This is a genomic window from Flavobacterium sp. P21 (assembly GCF_050632225.1).
In the GTDB taxonomy this organism is placed as follows: domain Bacteria; phylum Bacteroidota; class Bacteroidia; order Flavobacteriales; family Flavobacteriaceae; genus Flavobacterium.
In genome coordinates this window covers 1796492-1810234 of sequence record NZ_CP192585.1, presented here as the reverse complement: position 1 = coordinate 1810234, position 13743 = coordinate 1796492, and the positions used below count along the sequence as shown (strand labels likewise).

At 36.0% G+C, this 13743-nt stretch carries 23 protein-coding genes, 1 tRNA gene and 1 pseudogene; 22 read left to right on the top strand and 3 right to left on the bottom strand.

Annotation, left to right across the window (positions count from 1 at the left end; all coding sequences use genetic code 11):
• The first annotated feature begins 24 nt into the window (after positions 1–24).
• The 11 genes from ACQ9BO_RS08875 to ACQ9BO_RS08825 all read left to right on the top strand — a co-directional run bounded on the left by ACQ9BO_RS08875 (position 25) and on the right by ACQ9BO_RS08825 (position 4126).
• Positions 25–561 (top strand): hypothetical protein, encoded by a 537-nt coding sequence (locus tag ACQ9BO_RS08875; protein ID WP_431244407.1) that lies wholly within the window; start codon positions 25–27, stop codon positions 559–561.
• Positions 542–895 (top strand): FAD-binding domain-containing protein, encoded by a 354-nt coding sequence (locus tag ACQ9BO_RS08870; RefSeq protein ID WP_431244406.1) that lies wholly within the window; start codon positions 542–544, stop codon positions 893–895. The genes ACQ9BO_RS08875 and ACQ9BO_RS08870 overlap by 20 nt, the downstream gene beginning before the upstream one ends.
• Entirely contained in the window at positions 886–1128 is a 243-nt protein-coding gene (locus tag ACQ9BO_RS08865; RefSeq protein WP_431245091.1) for an FAD-binding domain-containing protein, read from the top strand. Before ACQ9BO_RS08870 ends, ACQ9BO_RS08865 begins: the two co-directional genes overlap by 10 nt.
• 30 nt (positions 1129–1158) lie before the next feature.
• Entirely contained in the window at positions 1159–1257 is a 99-nt protein-coding gene (locus tag ACQ9BO_RS08860) for a DUF2256 domain-containing protein (RefSeq protein WP_431244405.1), read from the top strand.
• 36 nt (positions 1258–1293) lie between these two features.
• Complete coding sequence (locus ACQ9BO_RS08855) at positions 1294–1899, top strand: cryptochrome/photolyase family protein (RefSeq protein ID WP_431244404.1); 606 nt, start codon at positions 1294–1296, stop codon at positions 1897–1899.
• Positions 1900–1912: 13 nt separating this feature from the next.
• The gene (locus ACQ9BO_RS08850) at positions 1913–2182 is read left to right on the top strand and encodes a hypothetical protein (protein WP_431244403.1); all 270 of its coding nucleotides are present in this window, start codon (positions 1913–1915) and stop codon (positions 2180–2182) included.
• Positions 2157–2741: a hypothetical protein gene (locus ACQ9BO_RS08845; RefSeq protein WP_431244402.1), complete on the top strand. Its 585-nt coding sequence runs from the start codon at positions 2157–2159 to the stop codon at positions 2739–2741. Before ACQ9BO_RS08850 ends, ACQ9BO_RS08845 begins: the two co-directional genes overlap by 26 nt.
• 186 nt (positions 2742–2927) lie before the next feature.
• On the top strand, positions 2928–3311 hold the full coding sequence (locus tag ACQ9BO_RS08840; protein WP_431245090.1) for a deoxyribodipyrimidine photo-lyase: 384 nt from the start codon (positions 2928–2930) through the stop codon (positions 3309–3311).
• A gap of 230 nt (positions 3312–3541) precedes the next feature.
• A complete protein-coding gene (locus ACQ9BO_RS08835; RefSeq protein WP_431244401.1) occupies positions 3542–3832 on the top strand; it encodes a hypothetical protein in 291 nt (96 codons plus the stop codon).
• A gap of 17 nt (positions 3833–3849) precedes the next feature.
• Entirely contained in the window at positions 3850–3984 is a 135-nt protein-coding gene (locus ACQ9BO_RS08830; protein ID WP_431244400.1) for an FAD-binding domain-containing protein, read from the top strand.
• Entirely contained in the window at positions 3944–4126 is a 183-nt protein-coding gene (locus ACQ9BO_RS08825) for an FAD-binding domain-containing protein (protein WP_431244399.1), read from the top strand. The genes ACQ9BO_RS08830 and ACQ9BO_RS08825 overlap by 41 nt, the downstream gene beginning before the upstream one ends.
• 303 nt (positions 4127–4429) lie before the next feature.
• Here the strand turns inward: ACQ9BO_RS08825 and ACQ9BO_RS08820 are convergent, their stop codons facing one another.
• The 3 genes from ACQ9BO_RS08820 to ACQ9BO_RS08810 form a co-directional block, all read right to left on the bottom strand.
• Positions 4430–4639, bottom strand: coding sequence for a hypothetical protein (locus ACQ9BO_RS08820; RefSeq protein ID WP_431244398.1), 210 nt, complete (start codon positions 4637–4639; stop codon positions 4430–4432).
• A 179-nt stretch (positions 4640–4818) separates the two neighbouring features.
• On the bottom strand, positions 4819–5859 hold the full coding sequence (locus ACQ9BO_RS08815; protein ID WP_431244397.1) for a hypothetical protein: 1041 nt from the start codon (positions 5857–5859) through the stop codon (positions 4819–4821).
• Positions 5860–5933: 74 nt separating this feature from the next.
• Positions 5934–6173: a hypothetical protein gene (locus tag ACQ9BO_RS08810; protein ID WP_431244396.1), complete on the bottom strand. Its 240-nt coding sequence runs from the start codon at positions 6171–6173 to the stop codon at positions 5934–5936.
• 191 nt (positions 6174–6364) lie between these two features.
• Here ACQ9BO_RS08810 and ACQ9BO_RS08805 point away from each other — a divergent pair, with 191 nt between their 5' ends.
• From ACQ9BO_RS08805 to ACQ9BO_RS08755, 11 genes and pseudogenes are all read left to right on the top strand, one after another.
• Positions 6365–6577: an MBL fold metallo-hydrolase gene (locus ACQ9BO_RS08805; RefSeq protein WP_431244395.1), complete on the top strand. Its 213-nt coding sequence runs from the start codon at positions 6365–6367 to the stop codon at positions 6575–6577.
• Positions 6578–6616: 39 nt separating this feature from the next.
• The gene (locus ACQ9BO_RS08800) at positions 6617–7402 is read left to right on the top strand and encodes a hypothetical protein (RefSeq protein ID WP_431244394.1); all 786 of its coding nucleotides are present in this window, start codon (positions 6617–6619) and stop codon (positions 7400–7402) included.
• Positions 7399–7698 (top strand): hypothetical protein, encoded by a 300-nt coding sequence (locus ACQ9BO_RS08795; protein ID WP_431244393.1) that lies wholly within the window; start codon positions 7399–7401, stop codon positions 7696–7698. The genes ACQ9BO_RS08800 and ACQ9BO_RS08795 overlap by 4 nt, the downstream gene beginning before the upstream one ends.
• A 121-nt stretch (positions 7699–7819) precedes the next feature.
• A complete protein-coding gene (locus ACQ9BO_RS08790; protein ID WP_431244392.1) occupies positions 7820–8182 on the top strand; it encodes a hypothetical protein in 363 nt (120 codons plus the stop codon).
• Positions 8166–8537 (top strand): hypothetical protein, encoded by a 372-nt coding sequence (locus tag ACQ9BO_RS08785; RefSeq protein WP_431244391.1) that lies wholly within the window; start codon positions 8166–8168, stop codon positions 8535–8537. Before ACQ9BO_RS08790 ends, ACQ9BO_RS08785 begins: the two co-directional genes overlap by 17 nt.
• Positions 8538–8759: 222 nt before the next feature.
• Complete coding sequence (locus ACQ9BO_RS08780; protein WP_431244390.1) at positions 8760–8975, top strand: hypothetical protein; 216 nt, start codon at positions 8760–8762, stop codon at positions 8973–8975.
• Between the two features lie 57 nt (positions 8976–9032).
• Positions 9033–9368 (top strand): annotated as a pseudogene (locus tag ACQ9BO_RS08775) (AAA family ATPase); the annotation flags it as partial.
• 113 nt (positions 9369–9481) lie between these two features.
• Positions 9482–11068 (top strand): hypothetical protein, encoded by a 1587-nt coding sequence (locus ACQ9BO_RS08770; protein ID WP_431244389.1) that lies wholly within the window; start codon positions 9482–9484, stop codon positions 11066–11068.
• 438 nt (positions 11069–11506) lie between these two features.
• Positions 11507–11591: transfer RNA gene (locus tag ACQ9BO_RS08765), tRNA-Ser, on the top strand.
• 1246 nt (positions 11592–12837) lie between these two features.
• A complete protein-coding gene (locus ACQ9BO_RS08760) occupies positions 12838–13272 on the top strand; it encodes an OmpH family outer membrane protein (protein ID WP_431244388.1) in 435 nt (144 codons plus the stop codon).
• A complete protein-coding gene (locus ACQ9BO_RS08755; protein WP_431244387.1) occupies positions 13259–13687 on the top strand; it encodes a hypothetical protein in 429 nt (142 codons plus the stop codon). The genes ACQ9BO_RS08760 and ACQ9BO_RS08755 overlap by 14 nt, the downstream gene beginning before the upstream one ends.
• The last annotated feature ends 56 nt before the right edge of the window (positions 13688–13743 follow it).

Sequence of the window (13743 nt, the reverse complement as noted above, 5' to 3'; positions counted from 1 at the left end):
TTTTCGCATCAGGAAACCGGCAATATGCTTACATTCGAAAGGGATATTGCAATGCAGTCTTTTTTTGACCAGCACAACATTCTATGGAAACAATCGCAACTGCATGGTGTCATCCGAAAACTGAAATCAAGACGGGACTGGGAAAAACGATGGGAACTCACAATGCGTGCTGACCCGAAAATAATTGATCTCAACAGTTTTAAATTTCAAAATCTAGACACTGATCTTTATGCCAGCTTACAAGGAAAACCGCTTTCAGGAGATATTGCCACGCGCAATAAAAATTTTCAGCAGGGCGGCGAATACTGGGCCTGGCGCTATCTGGAAAGTTTTGCAAAAGAGCGGCATGCAAACTACAGCAGGCATATTTCAAAACCCTATTTAAGCCGTAAGGGCTGCGACCGTCTCTCCCCTTATCTGGCCTACGGGAATATCAGCATGCGCATGGTGTATCACTACACCAATCAGTTCTACGAGAAGTCTGCCAATAAAAAAGCCATGCTTGATTTTGTATCGCGTACTGCACTGGCACTGCCATTTTATGCAGAAATTCGAAAGTGACTGCCGCATTGAGTTTGAAAATATAGACCGAAGTTTTGATGTTCTTATAAAACCTAAAAATGAAATTTATATCAAGGCGTGGCAGGAAGGAAAAACAGGAGTTCCAATTGTAGATGCCTGCATGCGCTGTGTAGTCCGGACCGGTTTTATTAATTTTAGGATGCGCGCTCTGGTTGTCTCCTTTTTTGTATTTAATCTCTGGCAGGACTGGCGCGAACTCCACTTTCTGGCCCGGCAGTTTCTGGATTATGAGCCCGGAATCCACTATCCGCGGTACGCAGATGCAGGCAGGGGTAACCGGCACGGGAACTATCAGAATTTACAATCCCGTTAAAAACTCGGAGCAAGCACGATAAGGAGGGTATTTTTATCAAACAATGGGTGCCTGAATTAGCGGCTGTCCCGCCTCACCTTCTTCACGAGCCCTGGAAGCTGAGCCTTATAGAACAGCGGCTATACCATTGTGAAATAGGAACCGATTATCCGTTTCCGATTGTTCCGATCGAAGAGACCCGCAGGCATGCCAGTGATGCAATCTGGAGTGTCAGAAAAAAGAATACATGCTAATAGAGAAATAGTCGCTCAAATCACGGTATCATGCGAAGCGTAAAAAAACAAAATCTTCCCGCTAAAACCTGCCCGGTCTGCGGCAGGCCTTTCTCCTGGAGAAATGGGAAAAAGTCTGGGCGGAAGTAAAATACTGCAGTTATAAATGCAGAAGAAATAAATAATATGGCAGATAAAACTTTAAGGCTAATTCTTGGAGATCAGCTGAATTCCAATCATTCGTGGTTTGCAAAGACAGATCATTCGATTACCTATGTAATGATGGAAATCCGGACAGAAACCGATTATACAACGCATCATATCCAGAAAATAGCAGGCTTTTTTGTCGCCATGCGCCAGTTTGCCGATTTTCTGAAATCCAAAAAACACCACTGCATTTATTTAAAAATAAATAACAAAGACAATTTACAATCGTTTGATGCCAATCTGTCTTTTCTCATACAAAGAGATCATTACACCAAATTTGAATACCAGTCGCCTGATGAATATCGTGTCGATCTGCTGTTGAAGAATTTCACTACGCAACTTGCTATTGCATCTGAAATTTACGATACCGAGCACTTTTTCAGCACGCGCGGTGAACTGGAAAAGTTCTTTGAAGGCAGAAAAAGTTTTTTGATGGAAAGTTTCTACCGTGCTATGCGAAAAAAGCACCACATTCTTATGTCAGGAGATGATCCTATGACTGGACAGTGGAATTATGACCAGGAAAACAGAAAGAAAATGCCTAAAAATCATAAGCCGGTCGCCTCCGCTGGTTTTCAACAATGATGTTTCGGATATCGTGGAAGCTGTTGGGCAGACCGATATTAAAACCATGGGCGTTATTGACAAAACTAATTTTATCTGGCCTGTAAACAGGCAACAGTCTTTGGAACTGCTGGCTTATTTTACAGCAGAGTGTCTTCCCCTTTTCGGATCTTTTCAGGATGCTATGGTTCCCGGTGAATGGTCTTTATACCATTCCCGATTATCCTTTTCATTAAACACGAAAATGCTTTCTCCCGCTGAAGTTATACAGACCGCCATTGCGGCATGGCGTGCAGCAGCCTGAACGTATTGCCTACCACCAGCTGGAAGGTTTTGTGCGGCAGATTATTGGCTGGCGCGAATACATGAGGGGTGTTTACTGGCTGAAGATGCCGGAGTACTCCGCCCTTAATTTTTTCAGTCATACAGAAAAATTACCGGATTGGTTCTGGACAGGCAGAACGAAGATGAACTGCCTTAAAGAGGCCATAATGCAATCTCTTAACTATGCTTATGCGCACCATATCCAGCGTCTAATGGTTACGGGAAATTTTGCCCTTTTGGCCGGAACAGATCCTGATGAAGTGGACAAGTGGTATCTTGGCATCTACATTGACGCCCTGGACTGGGTTGAAATTACCAATACTCGGGGCATGAGCCAGTTTGCAGACGGAGGGATTGTCGGTACAAAGCCTTATGTAAGTTCAGCTTCCTACATGGATAAAACGGGTCATTATTGCGGCACCTGTTTTTACAATAAAGCAAAAAAATCGGAGACTGGGCCTGTCCGTTTAACAGCCTATACTGGAATTTTTATGACAAGCATGAAGCCCTTCTGGCACATAATCCCCGAATTGCAATGATGTATAAGGTATGGCATAAAATGAAGACTGAAGAAAAAACAGCGTTACTTCAACAGGCAGATTATTATCTAAAAAATATAAACAGCTTATGAAAACAGCGATAGTGTGGTTTAAGACAGATTTACGACTAACCGATAATGAAACTTTATTTAAGGTCATGCAGCACAAAACGATCTTGTTGTCCCTATTTATTGTTTTGACGATTCGCATTTTGCGGCAACAGCGTATGGATTTAAAAAAACCGGTCATTTCAGGGCCCAGTTTCTGATTGAATCCCTGCTTGATCTGGACGCCAATTTAAGGGCATTGGGATCGGGCCTGCTTATTTTAAAAGGAAAGCCTGAAATTGAAATTCCAAAAATTGTAAGGCAGTATAAGGTTTCCAAAGTATATGCCAAGCGGGAAGTTGCTTTTGAAGAAAAGCATACTGAAACCCTTGTACAGTCTGAACTTTGGAAACTGCGCTGTGAATTCCTGACCTTTAGCACCAGTACTTTGTACCATGCCGAAGACCTGCCTTTTTCTATAAAAAACATACCCGACGTATTTACTGATTTCAGAAAAAAGTAGAGAAAGATTCCATAATAAGGCCAGCCCTGCCAAAACCGCACACTTTTGCCTCGCCCGAAATTCCGGAACTTGATCTGCCGGATCTGCGGCAATTAGGGTTACAAAAAACATCTATTGATTCCCGCGCCGCTTTGCAGTTTATTGGAGGTGAATCACAGGCTTTAAAGAGAATGCATTATTACTTTTTTGAATCGCACTGCATTTCCGCCTATAAGGAAACCCGAAACGGGATGACCGGCGCTGATTATTCTTCCAAGTTTTCTCCCTGGCTTGCCCTGGGATGCATTTCGCCACGGCTTATTTATCAGGAACTTAAAAATTATGAATTGCTTTACACGGCCAATGAATCCACCTACTGGCTGGTATTTGAGCCGCTGTGGCGCGATTACTTCAGGTTTATGATGAAAAAATATCACAACAGCTTTTTTCAGAAAAACGGAATAAAAAATACAGGTTCTATTGCTAAAATAATAAATTTTGAGCGTACTCCGGCCGCTGGATTGACGCAGAGACCGGAGTAGATTTTATTGATGCCGCCATGACCGAACTTCGACTGACCGGTTTTATGAGCAACCGCGGCCGTCAGAATGTGGCGAGCTATTTATGCAACGATCTGGAAGTGGATTGGCGCTATGGCGCCGCTTATTTCGAGCGACAGACTAATCGATTATGATGTCTGCGGCAACTGGGGCAACTGGGCTTATTTGGCCGGTGTAGGCAATGATCCCAGAGCAAGCCGGTATTTTAATATTGAAAAACAAGCTCAGGATTATGATAAAAATAAAATTTTTCGAAATTTATGGTTGAAAGGTTAAGAGCTCAACTCCAATATACCAACGAAGTTATGTAGCATATTTACAATATAATTGATTAAATATCAATAACCAAAAAAGCATGCTAAGTTTTATTGCAAAATCGTGACACTTGAAATTTGGACTTGATACTATTTTTGCCACAAAAATTTAAGGAGAATTTTTACAGGTCTTCCTTCTATTTAACTTTAGTGGCAAAATCGTGGCACATGGCTCTTCAAATGTTGTTCAACTCTGTAAAATTAAGCTCTTCATTACTGGAGGTTCGAATGGCGGAGCGAACATAACCTAATATAATTTGTTAAGTTATTTCGTTACTTTATAATTAAAAGCAATCAAAGAAAGCTTATATAAACTTTCAATTATCTCCTCCCCATCCGCATCTGAAACATCTGCAAATCCTTCGCATTTTCTTAATTCCGCTAAAGTTAATTTGCCATTGCTCTCGTTTACTTCCTTTTTACTGCATACAGAATTTTGCAGTTTTGACTTGTCATTTTTTTTATCGGATTTCATATCTCATATATTCAGTGGTTCAAAATCATTCATTGTCTTTTAATGTTAGTTTATATATTTTTTTAAACCTGTCAACTTTCTTAATCCAAATGTGTTAATTAGCAATAATCAATTTCAACTTCGCGTATAATGCAAACTATTTCTAAAACATTTCCTAAAAAGCAAGGCATTAATTACCTCTACTCTAAGGTTTGCAATAATGTTATAGCAATATTACTAGGATATATTGAATCATATAAAATTTTGGATATAATTCCACCGCCAACAATCATAGTTTTTTTGTTTTCTGGGTTCGTCAGTCTAATAGCTCGCTTGTTAATTATAAACATGACCTTCATTTTTTCACGTTGTTTCAACTTCATCGTTTGTTTTTCACTTAATAGTTCAACTTCAAAACCTGTATCCTTGAAAACTTGGATTAGGGCATCGATATTTAAACCAATAATCAATTTTATGTCTCCTACAAGAATATCTATCATAAGTTTTGGAGGTAGTGGTTTTGCAAAAAGAGGTTCTGAGACATTTCCTGCAATTGAAACAAAATCAATAATTACATGATTTGTAGTTTTCTTATCAAGAATATCCTTTATCAAACCAGTCATAAATCTTCCTTCATCTCTGTAAAGACCTACATGTAAACATCCTCTATCAATCACATCATATGCCCAAATAGAAGATTCAAGCTTTTTAAATAATTTTTCAAATTCATGAGAATAGAACTCAGTTCTATTCTTTGGGGTCGACACACTTATTTTTTCCCCTGTTTTTGGATCATTACCTTCATCTTTATTTATAATTTCCACAGCACGAAAAGCCCTTTCTTCTTGACGTAAAACTCTTTGCAGTTGTTTATTCGTGTTTAAGTCAAGATTACTTATTTCGTCTTCTAAATCTTTTAAGGGAAAACCTGTATCATGAATTTTTTTAACCAAATCCGCAATCTTGTTATTTACAGATCCTTCTTTTAGCTCCATTATAGCTAACCCTTTTGGAGTTCGTGTTAATAAATCGCCAATTTGCACAAAATGAGTTAAATCAGATATTAATGCAAAATTTTCTGGAGATTCATTGATTTCTAAACTAACCTTAATTGCATGTTCAAGATTTGAGGAGTCTAATTGTTTTACAGATTCACCTATATATAATCTTCTAGAAACATGAATTTCACCTCTAATTAACTGCCAAGCAATACCATCTGCAATATGAAAATACGCGCTCAAACGTTGTTCAATTACTAATATAATATGTTGATTTTCTTCAATTGCTTTTTTATCTCTTAGCCTTCTACTTTCTTTTAATTGAACTTTTTTTCACGCAATAAACTTTGATAATACAGAACTTCGTCAATAATTAGTCCTTGAGCCATTTTGAATCCCTCATGGCATTTTTCCATGAACAATTTAAGGACTTCTTTGCTCCAAGAGTTTGGAAACGAAAATCTTTCTACATATGGTTTAATGGCTTCTACACCATGGCTAAACGCGAGATCGCTTATTTGTTTCAATTTAATCTTATGTTCTTCTTTCGTTTTCATTTAATTTATTGTGGTAAAAGTTAATAATAATAAAAAAACAACTATACAAGTCCAGTAATAGACACTAAATGTGAATTAGATAAAACACAATATCAAAAATTTTAAGTTTATTCTTAAACATTTTTTGTATTTTTAGCCCAAATGTAAAGGCTTATGCAAATACTATTACTTTTCATTAATTTTTGTCAGTTATGCTAAAATTAGATCTTTTTCAAGCAGGAAAAGGAGACAGCTTCATGCTAACCTGGACGGAATCAAATACCCATCGACTGCTGATTGACTGCGGAAATCAGGGTACTTACAGATTTTTTAAAAGTAAAGTTAAAGAATTTAGTTATGCAGACGCTGTTATTATAACTCATGTTGATTACGATCATATAGGAGGTCTTTTTAAATGGTCATGAGATAAAGAAACAGAACTATCAGTTTCATCAAAAGTTTATATGAACACTCCCCAACTGATATTCTCTCCTTCAGAATCTAATCTTGTTGGAATCGAACACGGAGTAAAACTGGAACAGCTTCTTCTTGAGAGAAATATCAAGTGCATTCCGATATTTTTAGACGACAAAAACGAAGATACTATTACCATTAACGGTTTAGTCCTGACAATATTATCTCCAAGGCAAAACGTGGTAGAGGAACTGCTCAAAAAATGGACAGCAGATAAAATATATCAGCAATATCAGTCCCAGATCAAATCAGCAGACCCTAAAATTACTGCGGAAGGACAAAACCTAAAAAGCATACAGTCAATTCTGGAAAATCCGCCATTTCCGCACAAGTGGGAAGATGACCTGTTAAACTCATCCTCTATCGCTTTTCTGTCGCATTATAAGCAGATCAGCCTGTTCTTTTTAGGAGATGCAAACCCGGAACTAATCTGCAGAGAAATGGAAAGGATTGGATATAGATATGATAACAGACTTGAGCTGGACCTCTTCAAAATAAGCCATCATGGTTCCAAACATAATACCACCAAAGAACTATTGGAAATGGTGGAATGTTCGAATTATTTGATTTCAACAGATAGCAGTGACCCCTATTATCATCCTTCGAGAGAAACATTGATCATGATCAGCAACTTCGGAAGACATTCTCCTGAAACTGCTCTTACAATCTATTCAAATTACCCATTACGTCTAAAAAGGCTTTTCACGGACGATGAATTACTGACTATAAATATAAGATTTAAGCCCGTTAAAGAATTAACCTTTCCTTTAATATGAATGAAGAAGATCTATATTCAACAACCGGCCTGCTTTATAAAAACGATATATTTATCGGAAGCGGTGTAATCTTTTGTGTTAACTATACTTTATTGTGCCTGACGGCCGGACATAATCTATACGGTAAAAACTTTGATATCACCCCTGACTTGAGTCAATGGACTGTCCAAGATCACCATGGAGACCATCATCGTTTAGCCGCATTGAACAGCGACCTTAATTTTGCAGAAAAAAATGATATTGTGCTCGCTTCAATTAGAATGTGCTTCAACGCTGGAGAACTTTATCTGCCCTAAATTCCTCACAGCTCCAAAAAACCCGTCGCACAGTTTAATGTTCAGAGGAAAATATGAGAGCTCTGAATATCCTGTTAATAGAAGAAAAATTAGTTACAATGGTGTCTGCAATGGAAATAAAATGCATTTTATATGCGATATTGAACGCAGTATTCTAACTGATGATTTATACAACTCAGGCAGTGACTGGCTTGGAGGCTGGTCAGGTTCAGGGTTGTTTATTGATAATCATACTGAACTTCTATGCGTGGGGATTCTTATTGAAATACCAAATAAGGGAAATGACGGCCAGCTTCATTTTGTTAATTTAGAAGTTCTTAACGGACTAAATCCGAATGTTCAGATTCATAATTCTGAAATACTTGACTATGATAAAAAATTGAGAGCCATATCATTAGATTCCATATTTAATGATATAAATGAGCAAGCAGTAGTTGAATGGGAAATGAATGATATTAATAAACCGCATGTTGCAATTCATTAACGACAAAATTCCTCTGGTTTACGCAAAAGCAGAACTGGAGAAACAGAAACGAACAATTATCAAGGCAATTCTGGTAGGCAAATCATATCTTGCATTGGAACTGAAGAAAAACGAACACCTTAATAATGCATTCAATAATGCGAAAAACACCTATAATCTTGAGGGTTTAACCATTTATGCAGACAACAAGCCAGAGGCAAGAGCCGGCCTGTCCGCAATCAAAAAAGATTATGAAGCATTTTTAAGAGAATGTCTTGCTCCGGACTTTGATGAATCTCATATTAAATTACTTGCATTGTACAGCGTCAGCGAATGGATCGCTGTATGCGGCTTAAGTATATTGGAAAATGACTAGTAGAGTAGAAATAAAAGGAAATAAAATAAAAGTTTTTGAAGCGTATCAAGATAATGATCAGATTAATATTTTGATGATACTCCTTATCATTAATTTTTCAACCGATAAAAGGACACTATCAATTCCTCTCAAAAAAATTGCTTTTATTTTAGATGCAGTAAAAAAAATATTCCAGTAAGTAAAATTTCCACGTGACTCTCCATTCCATGGTCCATCAGCAACATGTCGCGTAAGAATATTATTTTAGCGCATGAAAAAAAGTACGTTATTTTAAAAGACGGCGATGGATCCTTCGGAGTAGGACTTGATAAAAATGGTGAAAATGTTGTCAAGGAAGTGGAGGAAAATGATCTAATTCCTGAAATAAGGAAAGAAATTATGAAAATGTGTAAAGCCGTAAACAGCAAAGAACTAAAAAAACAAATATTAATCTGGTAGTAAAATGATAACAATTCATTCCATAAAAGCGACTGTTACAGATTCGCAGAGAAAAGAATTCGGTTTTTTTATGCATTTACTGCAGGGCTAAATATCCTTTCCGGAGACAATTCAAGCGGAAAATCCACTGTGTTATCTTGTATTTATTACTGCCTTGCTATGGAACAGCTGGCAAGCTACGGCAATAATGACGGTCTTAAAGAATGCCTGAAAACCAGTTTTAAATATGATAACCAAAAGCATTTTGTTGCCTCATCATACGCGGAACTGCATCTAAGCAATGATGCGGGAAAAACCGCCGTAATAAAAAGATGGATTAAACCTGCATATAATGAAGACACAAATCTGCTCGCTGGTGCGAGCAGAATGACGGAGAGCCTGAAGAGAAATTTGTTCATAAAGCAGGCGATACAGATCATCCTGACGGGTTCTACAGATGGCTTTCTGAATTTTCTGATATTGCAGTTCCTTTATTTAAAGATGAGGACGGAAAATTTCAGAAAATTTTGTATCTCCAACAGATTTTCGCTAGCTCTTTTGTCGAACAGACAAAAGGCTGGTCCGATTTTTTTGCGCAGATTCCTGTTTTCAGCACTAAAAAAGCAAAACAAAAAATTGTTGAATATACTTTAGGGCTGAGCGGTCTTGCCGAAGAATTTGAACTTGAAGTTCTCAAACTGCATGAAAAACAATATAAAGCGGTATGGACCAATACTATAGACAGCTTTCAGACCATTACTGCGTATTATAATTTTCAGACTCCAAATCTTTCAGATACTTTCACCTCTGATCTATCCCCTGCCAAAATAGCAAAACTTGATCTTAAAACTAGGGACGAAAATGGTAAATATAATAATATCTCTGAAACCATTAGTGTACTTGAAAGGAGTAAGAAAATCATTAATATCAGCAACACTGTTCAATATGACAAGGCGACGCCTTATCCCATTCTTAAAAAGCACGCGGAACTAAGAAAAAACATTACTATTCTTAGTGAAGAACTAAATGATATAATTGTTAAAAAAAACAATGAAAATCTTAAAGTAAAGAATTATCAGCTAACCATAGAGCGACTTAATCGGGAAATTGAAGCTCTGGAGGGTATAAATAAAATCACAGGGCTAAAGTCTTTTAAGATTAACGACGTGGAAAACTGTCCTGTATGCAATTCTTCGCTTTTGGGCAATCCGGATATTAAACTTACTAACATTGAAAAAGTAAATAGTTCTAAATCTCTTCCTTTCTTTAAAGCTGAAAAGAGTCTGTATGAATCCTACATTAAAAGCTCCGAGAACCTTTCCAAACGAATTAGTAAAACCATCGTTTATTACCAGGAAAAAATAAATGACATCAAGAATGCCCTTACCATGCTTGATGAAGAGCTTACAGAGAACTCCAAAACACCTTCAAGAATGGAAATCGCAGAAGAAATGAGAATTGCATTTGAACTTCAAAAAATGCAGAAACTCTCAAAACAGTTCGATTTATTTAAGTCTGATCTTTCTACAATTTCTGAAAAGCTGGCAGATATTAGGACAGAAATCTCTATCTTGAAGGATCATATAAAAATAGATCATGCGCAAATTCTTCAATTTACTAAAAAATATGTTTCTTATCTGGATGAATTTGGTTATTCGCGAGAAATTCTTGACCGCATTTTCATTTCAACGGAAGAGAACACAAAAATGTTTCCAGTAGTTAAAACAGGATCATTATCACCACAGCCTATCAGGCTTGTTTCTTCTGCAAGCGATTTTATTAGAGCTCAATGGGCGTTTTATATGACGCTCCTTGTACAAGCAAAACATCATCTAGGAATTTTGATTATAGATGAGCCTGGACAACACGCAATTGCTGATGCAGATTTACAGCGACTTTTAAAAGAAGCAAGCAAAATTAAAGACCGGCAAATTATCGTTGCTATCTCAAAAGAAGATAAAATCCGCACCATCAGTGATAATGAAAAACCTGAGATTGAAATTGATTTACTAAAAATTTTAGAGGAGTCAAAATTAGAAAAAGACAAGGATTACAAAATTAATATCATAGACTCACATAACAGAAAAGACAAATGCATACAACCTTTACCTTAAAATATGACTTCAATACTTTTCACACAAGCATTTATAAGTCTTTTCTTAAATCATTTAGCACGATTTAAAAAGTTGTAAAATCATTTTTGGCACTTGTAAGAAAAAATTCTTATTTTTAGCATCGAATCATTTAAGGAATTACAACCAAAATAAACAGATAAGTTAAGTTACAAACGTTCAAAATCCCACAAAATTGCTCAAAATCTTCGTGGCAGAATCGTGGCGCGGTATCGAAAAAAATATAGAAATGCGGCATAAAAGAGGGATGAGAAAAATTTGTTCGAATCCCTCTTTCTCCGCTGAAATTTGAAACCCTTAACTTTTGTTAAGGGTTTCTTTTTTATATAATTTTCTTTGCAAATAGTTGCAAAAAAGTTTTGAGAACCGAAAAAGCGTGTTATATTTGCACTCGCAATCAGCAAAGGATTGCATCTTACTGGAGGAATGGCAGAGCGGTCGAATGCGGCAGTCTTGAAAACTGTTGACTGTAACAGGTCCGGGGGTTCGAATCCCTCTTCCTCCGCTGAGAGCTTAAAAAGAAACTTTTCAAAGTTTACAAAAAAGGCAAAAATTCACGGAAAACCCTGCAGATCTAGCGATAAGCAGGGTTTTTAGCTTACTACACATTTTCAATATTTATAAAACCACTCAAAATTTTAATAGCAGATTCGTGGCAAATTTCAAATAGAATTGCCTTCATACGTGCTACAAAAAGCCAAGGCGAATTCTGTTTAAAGCGGTTAAAAAATTCGTGAAATCTGCGTTATGATCCTCAATACCCCTATCCTTGGACGGAATAAAGCTAATAACTTTTAACTGTATTGAAATCTGCTAAAAAAATACAGTACCGATTTTAAAACCTGGACCGTCAAGACCTGCATCGAGCATAAAAGCATGCGGCTCATGCCGATAATCTTAAGACCTACAAAAACAGCCTGCAACACTGGAAAGACCTTTTCCGAAACGGAAAGCTGACTCAGTAAAAGAGAAGAGACCCGCATCCAGACAGGTCATGGAAAGAACTCAAAAATATCAGACTGGAATGGGATATTCTAAAAGAAGACGCACGAATTCTACATCGGGATAAACGCTCCGTAAAACAATTATTACGGGAATTATACTTCAATGTTACACCGGACTTACATATATTGATGCATACCAGCTCACAAGCACCAATATCAAAGACAACGTTATTCCATCGCTATTAACATCCAAAATTTTCTTTTACTCATTAAAATCAATATTGGCAACTTGCATATTTGCCAGCAATTCCTTCATTGTCGATCAAAACAGTAAAGTGTCAAAATATTTTTTTGAATAATAATAAACTTTGTATTCATTTTTTTCACAGAGTTAAGCCCTAAAAATAGCTATTACATACTGTAGGACAAATACAAAATAAAAAAAAGTTTATTTTAAAACATACAAAGTGTTAACATTCAACATGTTAACATTTAACCAACTAAAAAAAGCACTCATATAGGCTCAGAATGAGGAAATCCGTAATGCTTTGCTAAAAAAATAATATAGATTTGGACCAAAATAAATTAACATTTATTTTAACATAATAAACAAGTGTTGTATTAAAGTATTTAACAATAAATACAAGATAAAAATTAATATTAACATAAATAATTTATTATAATTCACGCAAGCATTTCATTTTAAATCATAAAACAATAATTCAAAAACAAATTTTAACCCAATTATTCTGTGAAAAAAACGTCTTTAAGATATTATTAATATGTAATATTTTATTAATAATTCTAGTGGTATTTAAATATTATGCCAGCACAACAACAAAAGTCGTCTACGTTGACAATTCAAAGTTATTTGAAAACTTCACCATGACTAGAGAGCTGAAAATTTCTGCCGAGAGAGAGTTCAACATCATGAAAACAAATACAGACTCGTTATTTAACAGACTTCAAAATCCACAAAATTCTGGTTCTCAAAAGAAAGGCTTAATGTTGCAATTTCTGCAGTCAAAAGAAAACCTTGAAAAATTTAATGAAAACTTTGCTTCAGATCAATCATTAAAAATTTGGGCTAGAATAAAAAGTTATAGCCTAGAGTTTTCGCAAGAAAATAACTATGACCTCATAATTGGTTCGGAAAAAACGAACATTTTATTCGCATCCGAAAAAATTGATGTAACAAATGAACTACTAACCTACATAAATAAAAAATATGAAGGGATCTAGTAGTTTTTTTGGTTTACTATTTCTTCTACTTCTATTTTCTTGCAAAAAAGAAAAGATTGACGATTCTGATATTAGGGACAGGTATTTTAATCTAGAAAAAATAGGCTGGAAATCTCGTTCTTATACACAAGTTGTTGATGATATTGGTTTTACAGCGACAGAAGTTCCAATTCAATACTATTTACTAAAAGATCAAGGAACTGAAAATCTCCAACGTGTTGATTCTCTTTATGAAGAAAATAAAACCGAACGTATAATAGAATTTGTGTTTCAACAAGATGAAGAGAACGACTTACTTGCTAAAGATTTTACAGGCATGGACTATGATCAAGCTGTAAAATATATGTCTTTTGGTCTAGATAAAGATTTTTGTGTTGTGACTTCAAAAAAGATACTATCCATTGTTCTGGGGTAAATTTTGAGCGTAATTATAAAATTGCGCCTTTTCAAAAAGTGCTATTATTTTTTTCT

Bases quoted from the DNA above. Each gene is read 5' to 3' on its own strand.
- ACQ9BO_RS08875 (WP_431244407.1), top strand. From the start codon at position 25: ATGCTTACATTCGAAAGGGATATTGCAATGCAGTCTTTTTTTGACCAG.
- ACQ9BO_RS08870 (WP_431244406.1), top strand. From the start codon at position 542: ATGCAGAAATTCGAAAGTGACTGCCGCATTGAGTTTGAAAATATAGAC.
- ACQ9BO_RS08860 (WP_431244405.1), top strand. From the start codon at position 1,159: ATGCGAAGCGTAAAAAAACAAAATCTTCCCGCTAAAACCTGCCCGGTC.
- ACQ9BO_RS08855 (WP_431244404.1), top strand. From the start codon at position 1,294: ATGGCAGATAAAACTTTAAGGCTAATTCTTGGAGATCAGCTGAATTCC.
- ACQ9BO_RS08835 (WP_431244401.1), top strand. From the start codon at position 3,542: ATGACCGGCGCTGATTATTCTTCCAAGTTTTCTCCCTGGCTTGCCCTG.
- ACQ9BO_RS08830 (WP_431244400.1), top strand. From the start codon at position 3,850: ATGACCGAACTTCGACTGACCGGTTTTATGAGCAACCGCGGCCGTCAG.
- ACQ9BO_RS08825 (WP_431244399.1), top strand. From the start codon at position 3,944: ATGGCGCCGCTTATTTCGAGCGACAGACTAATCGATTATGATGTCTGC.
- ACQ9BO_RS08820 (WP_431244398.1), bottom strand. From the start codon at position 4,639: ATGAAATCCGATAAAAAAAATGACAAGTCAAAACTGCAAAATTCTGTA.
- ACQ9BO_RS08810 (WP_431244396.1), bottom strand. From the start codon at position 6,173: ATGAAAACGAAAGAAGAACATAAGATTAAATTGAAACAAATAAGCGAT.
- ACQ9BO_RS08805 (WP_431244395.1), top strand. From the start codon at position 6,365: ATGCTAAAATTAGATCTTTTTCAAGCAGGAAAAGGAGACAGCTTCATG.
- ACQ9BO_RS08800 (WP_431244394.1), top strand. From the start codon at position 6,617: ATGAACACTCCCCAACTGATATTCTCTCCTTCAGAATCTAATCTTGTT.
- ACQ9BO_RS08795 (WP_431244393.1), top strand. From the start codon at position 7,399: ATGAATGAAGAAGATCTATATTCAACAACCGGCCTGCTTTATAAAAAC.
- ACQ9BO_RS08790 (WP_431244392.1), top strand. From the start codon at position 7,820: ATGCATTTTATATGCGATATTGAACGCAGTATTCTAACTGATGATTTA.
- ACQ9BO_RS08785 (WP_431244391.1), top strand. From the start codon at position 8,166: ATGTTGCAATTCATTAACGACAAAATTCCTCTGGTTTACGCAAAAGCA.
- ACQ9BO_RS08780 (WP_431244390.1), top strand. From the start codon at position 8,760: ATGTCGCGTAAGAATATTATTTTAGCGCATGAAAAAAAGTACGTTATT.
- ACQ9BO_RS08755 (WP_431244387.1), top strand. From the start codon at position 13,259: ATGAAGGGATCTAGTAGTTTTTTTGGTTTACTATTTCTTCTACTTCTA.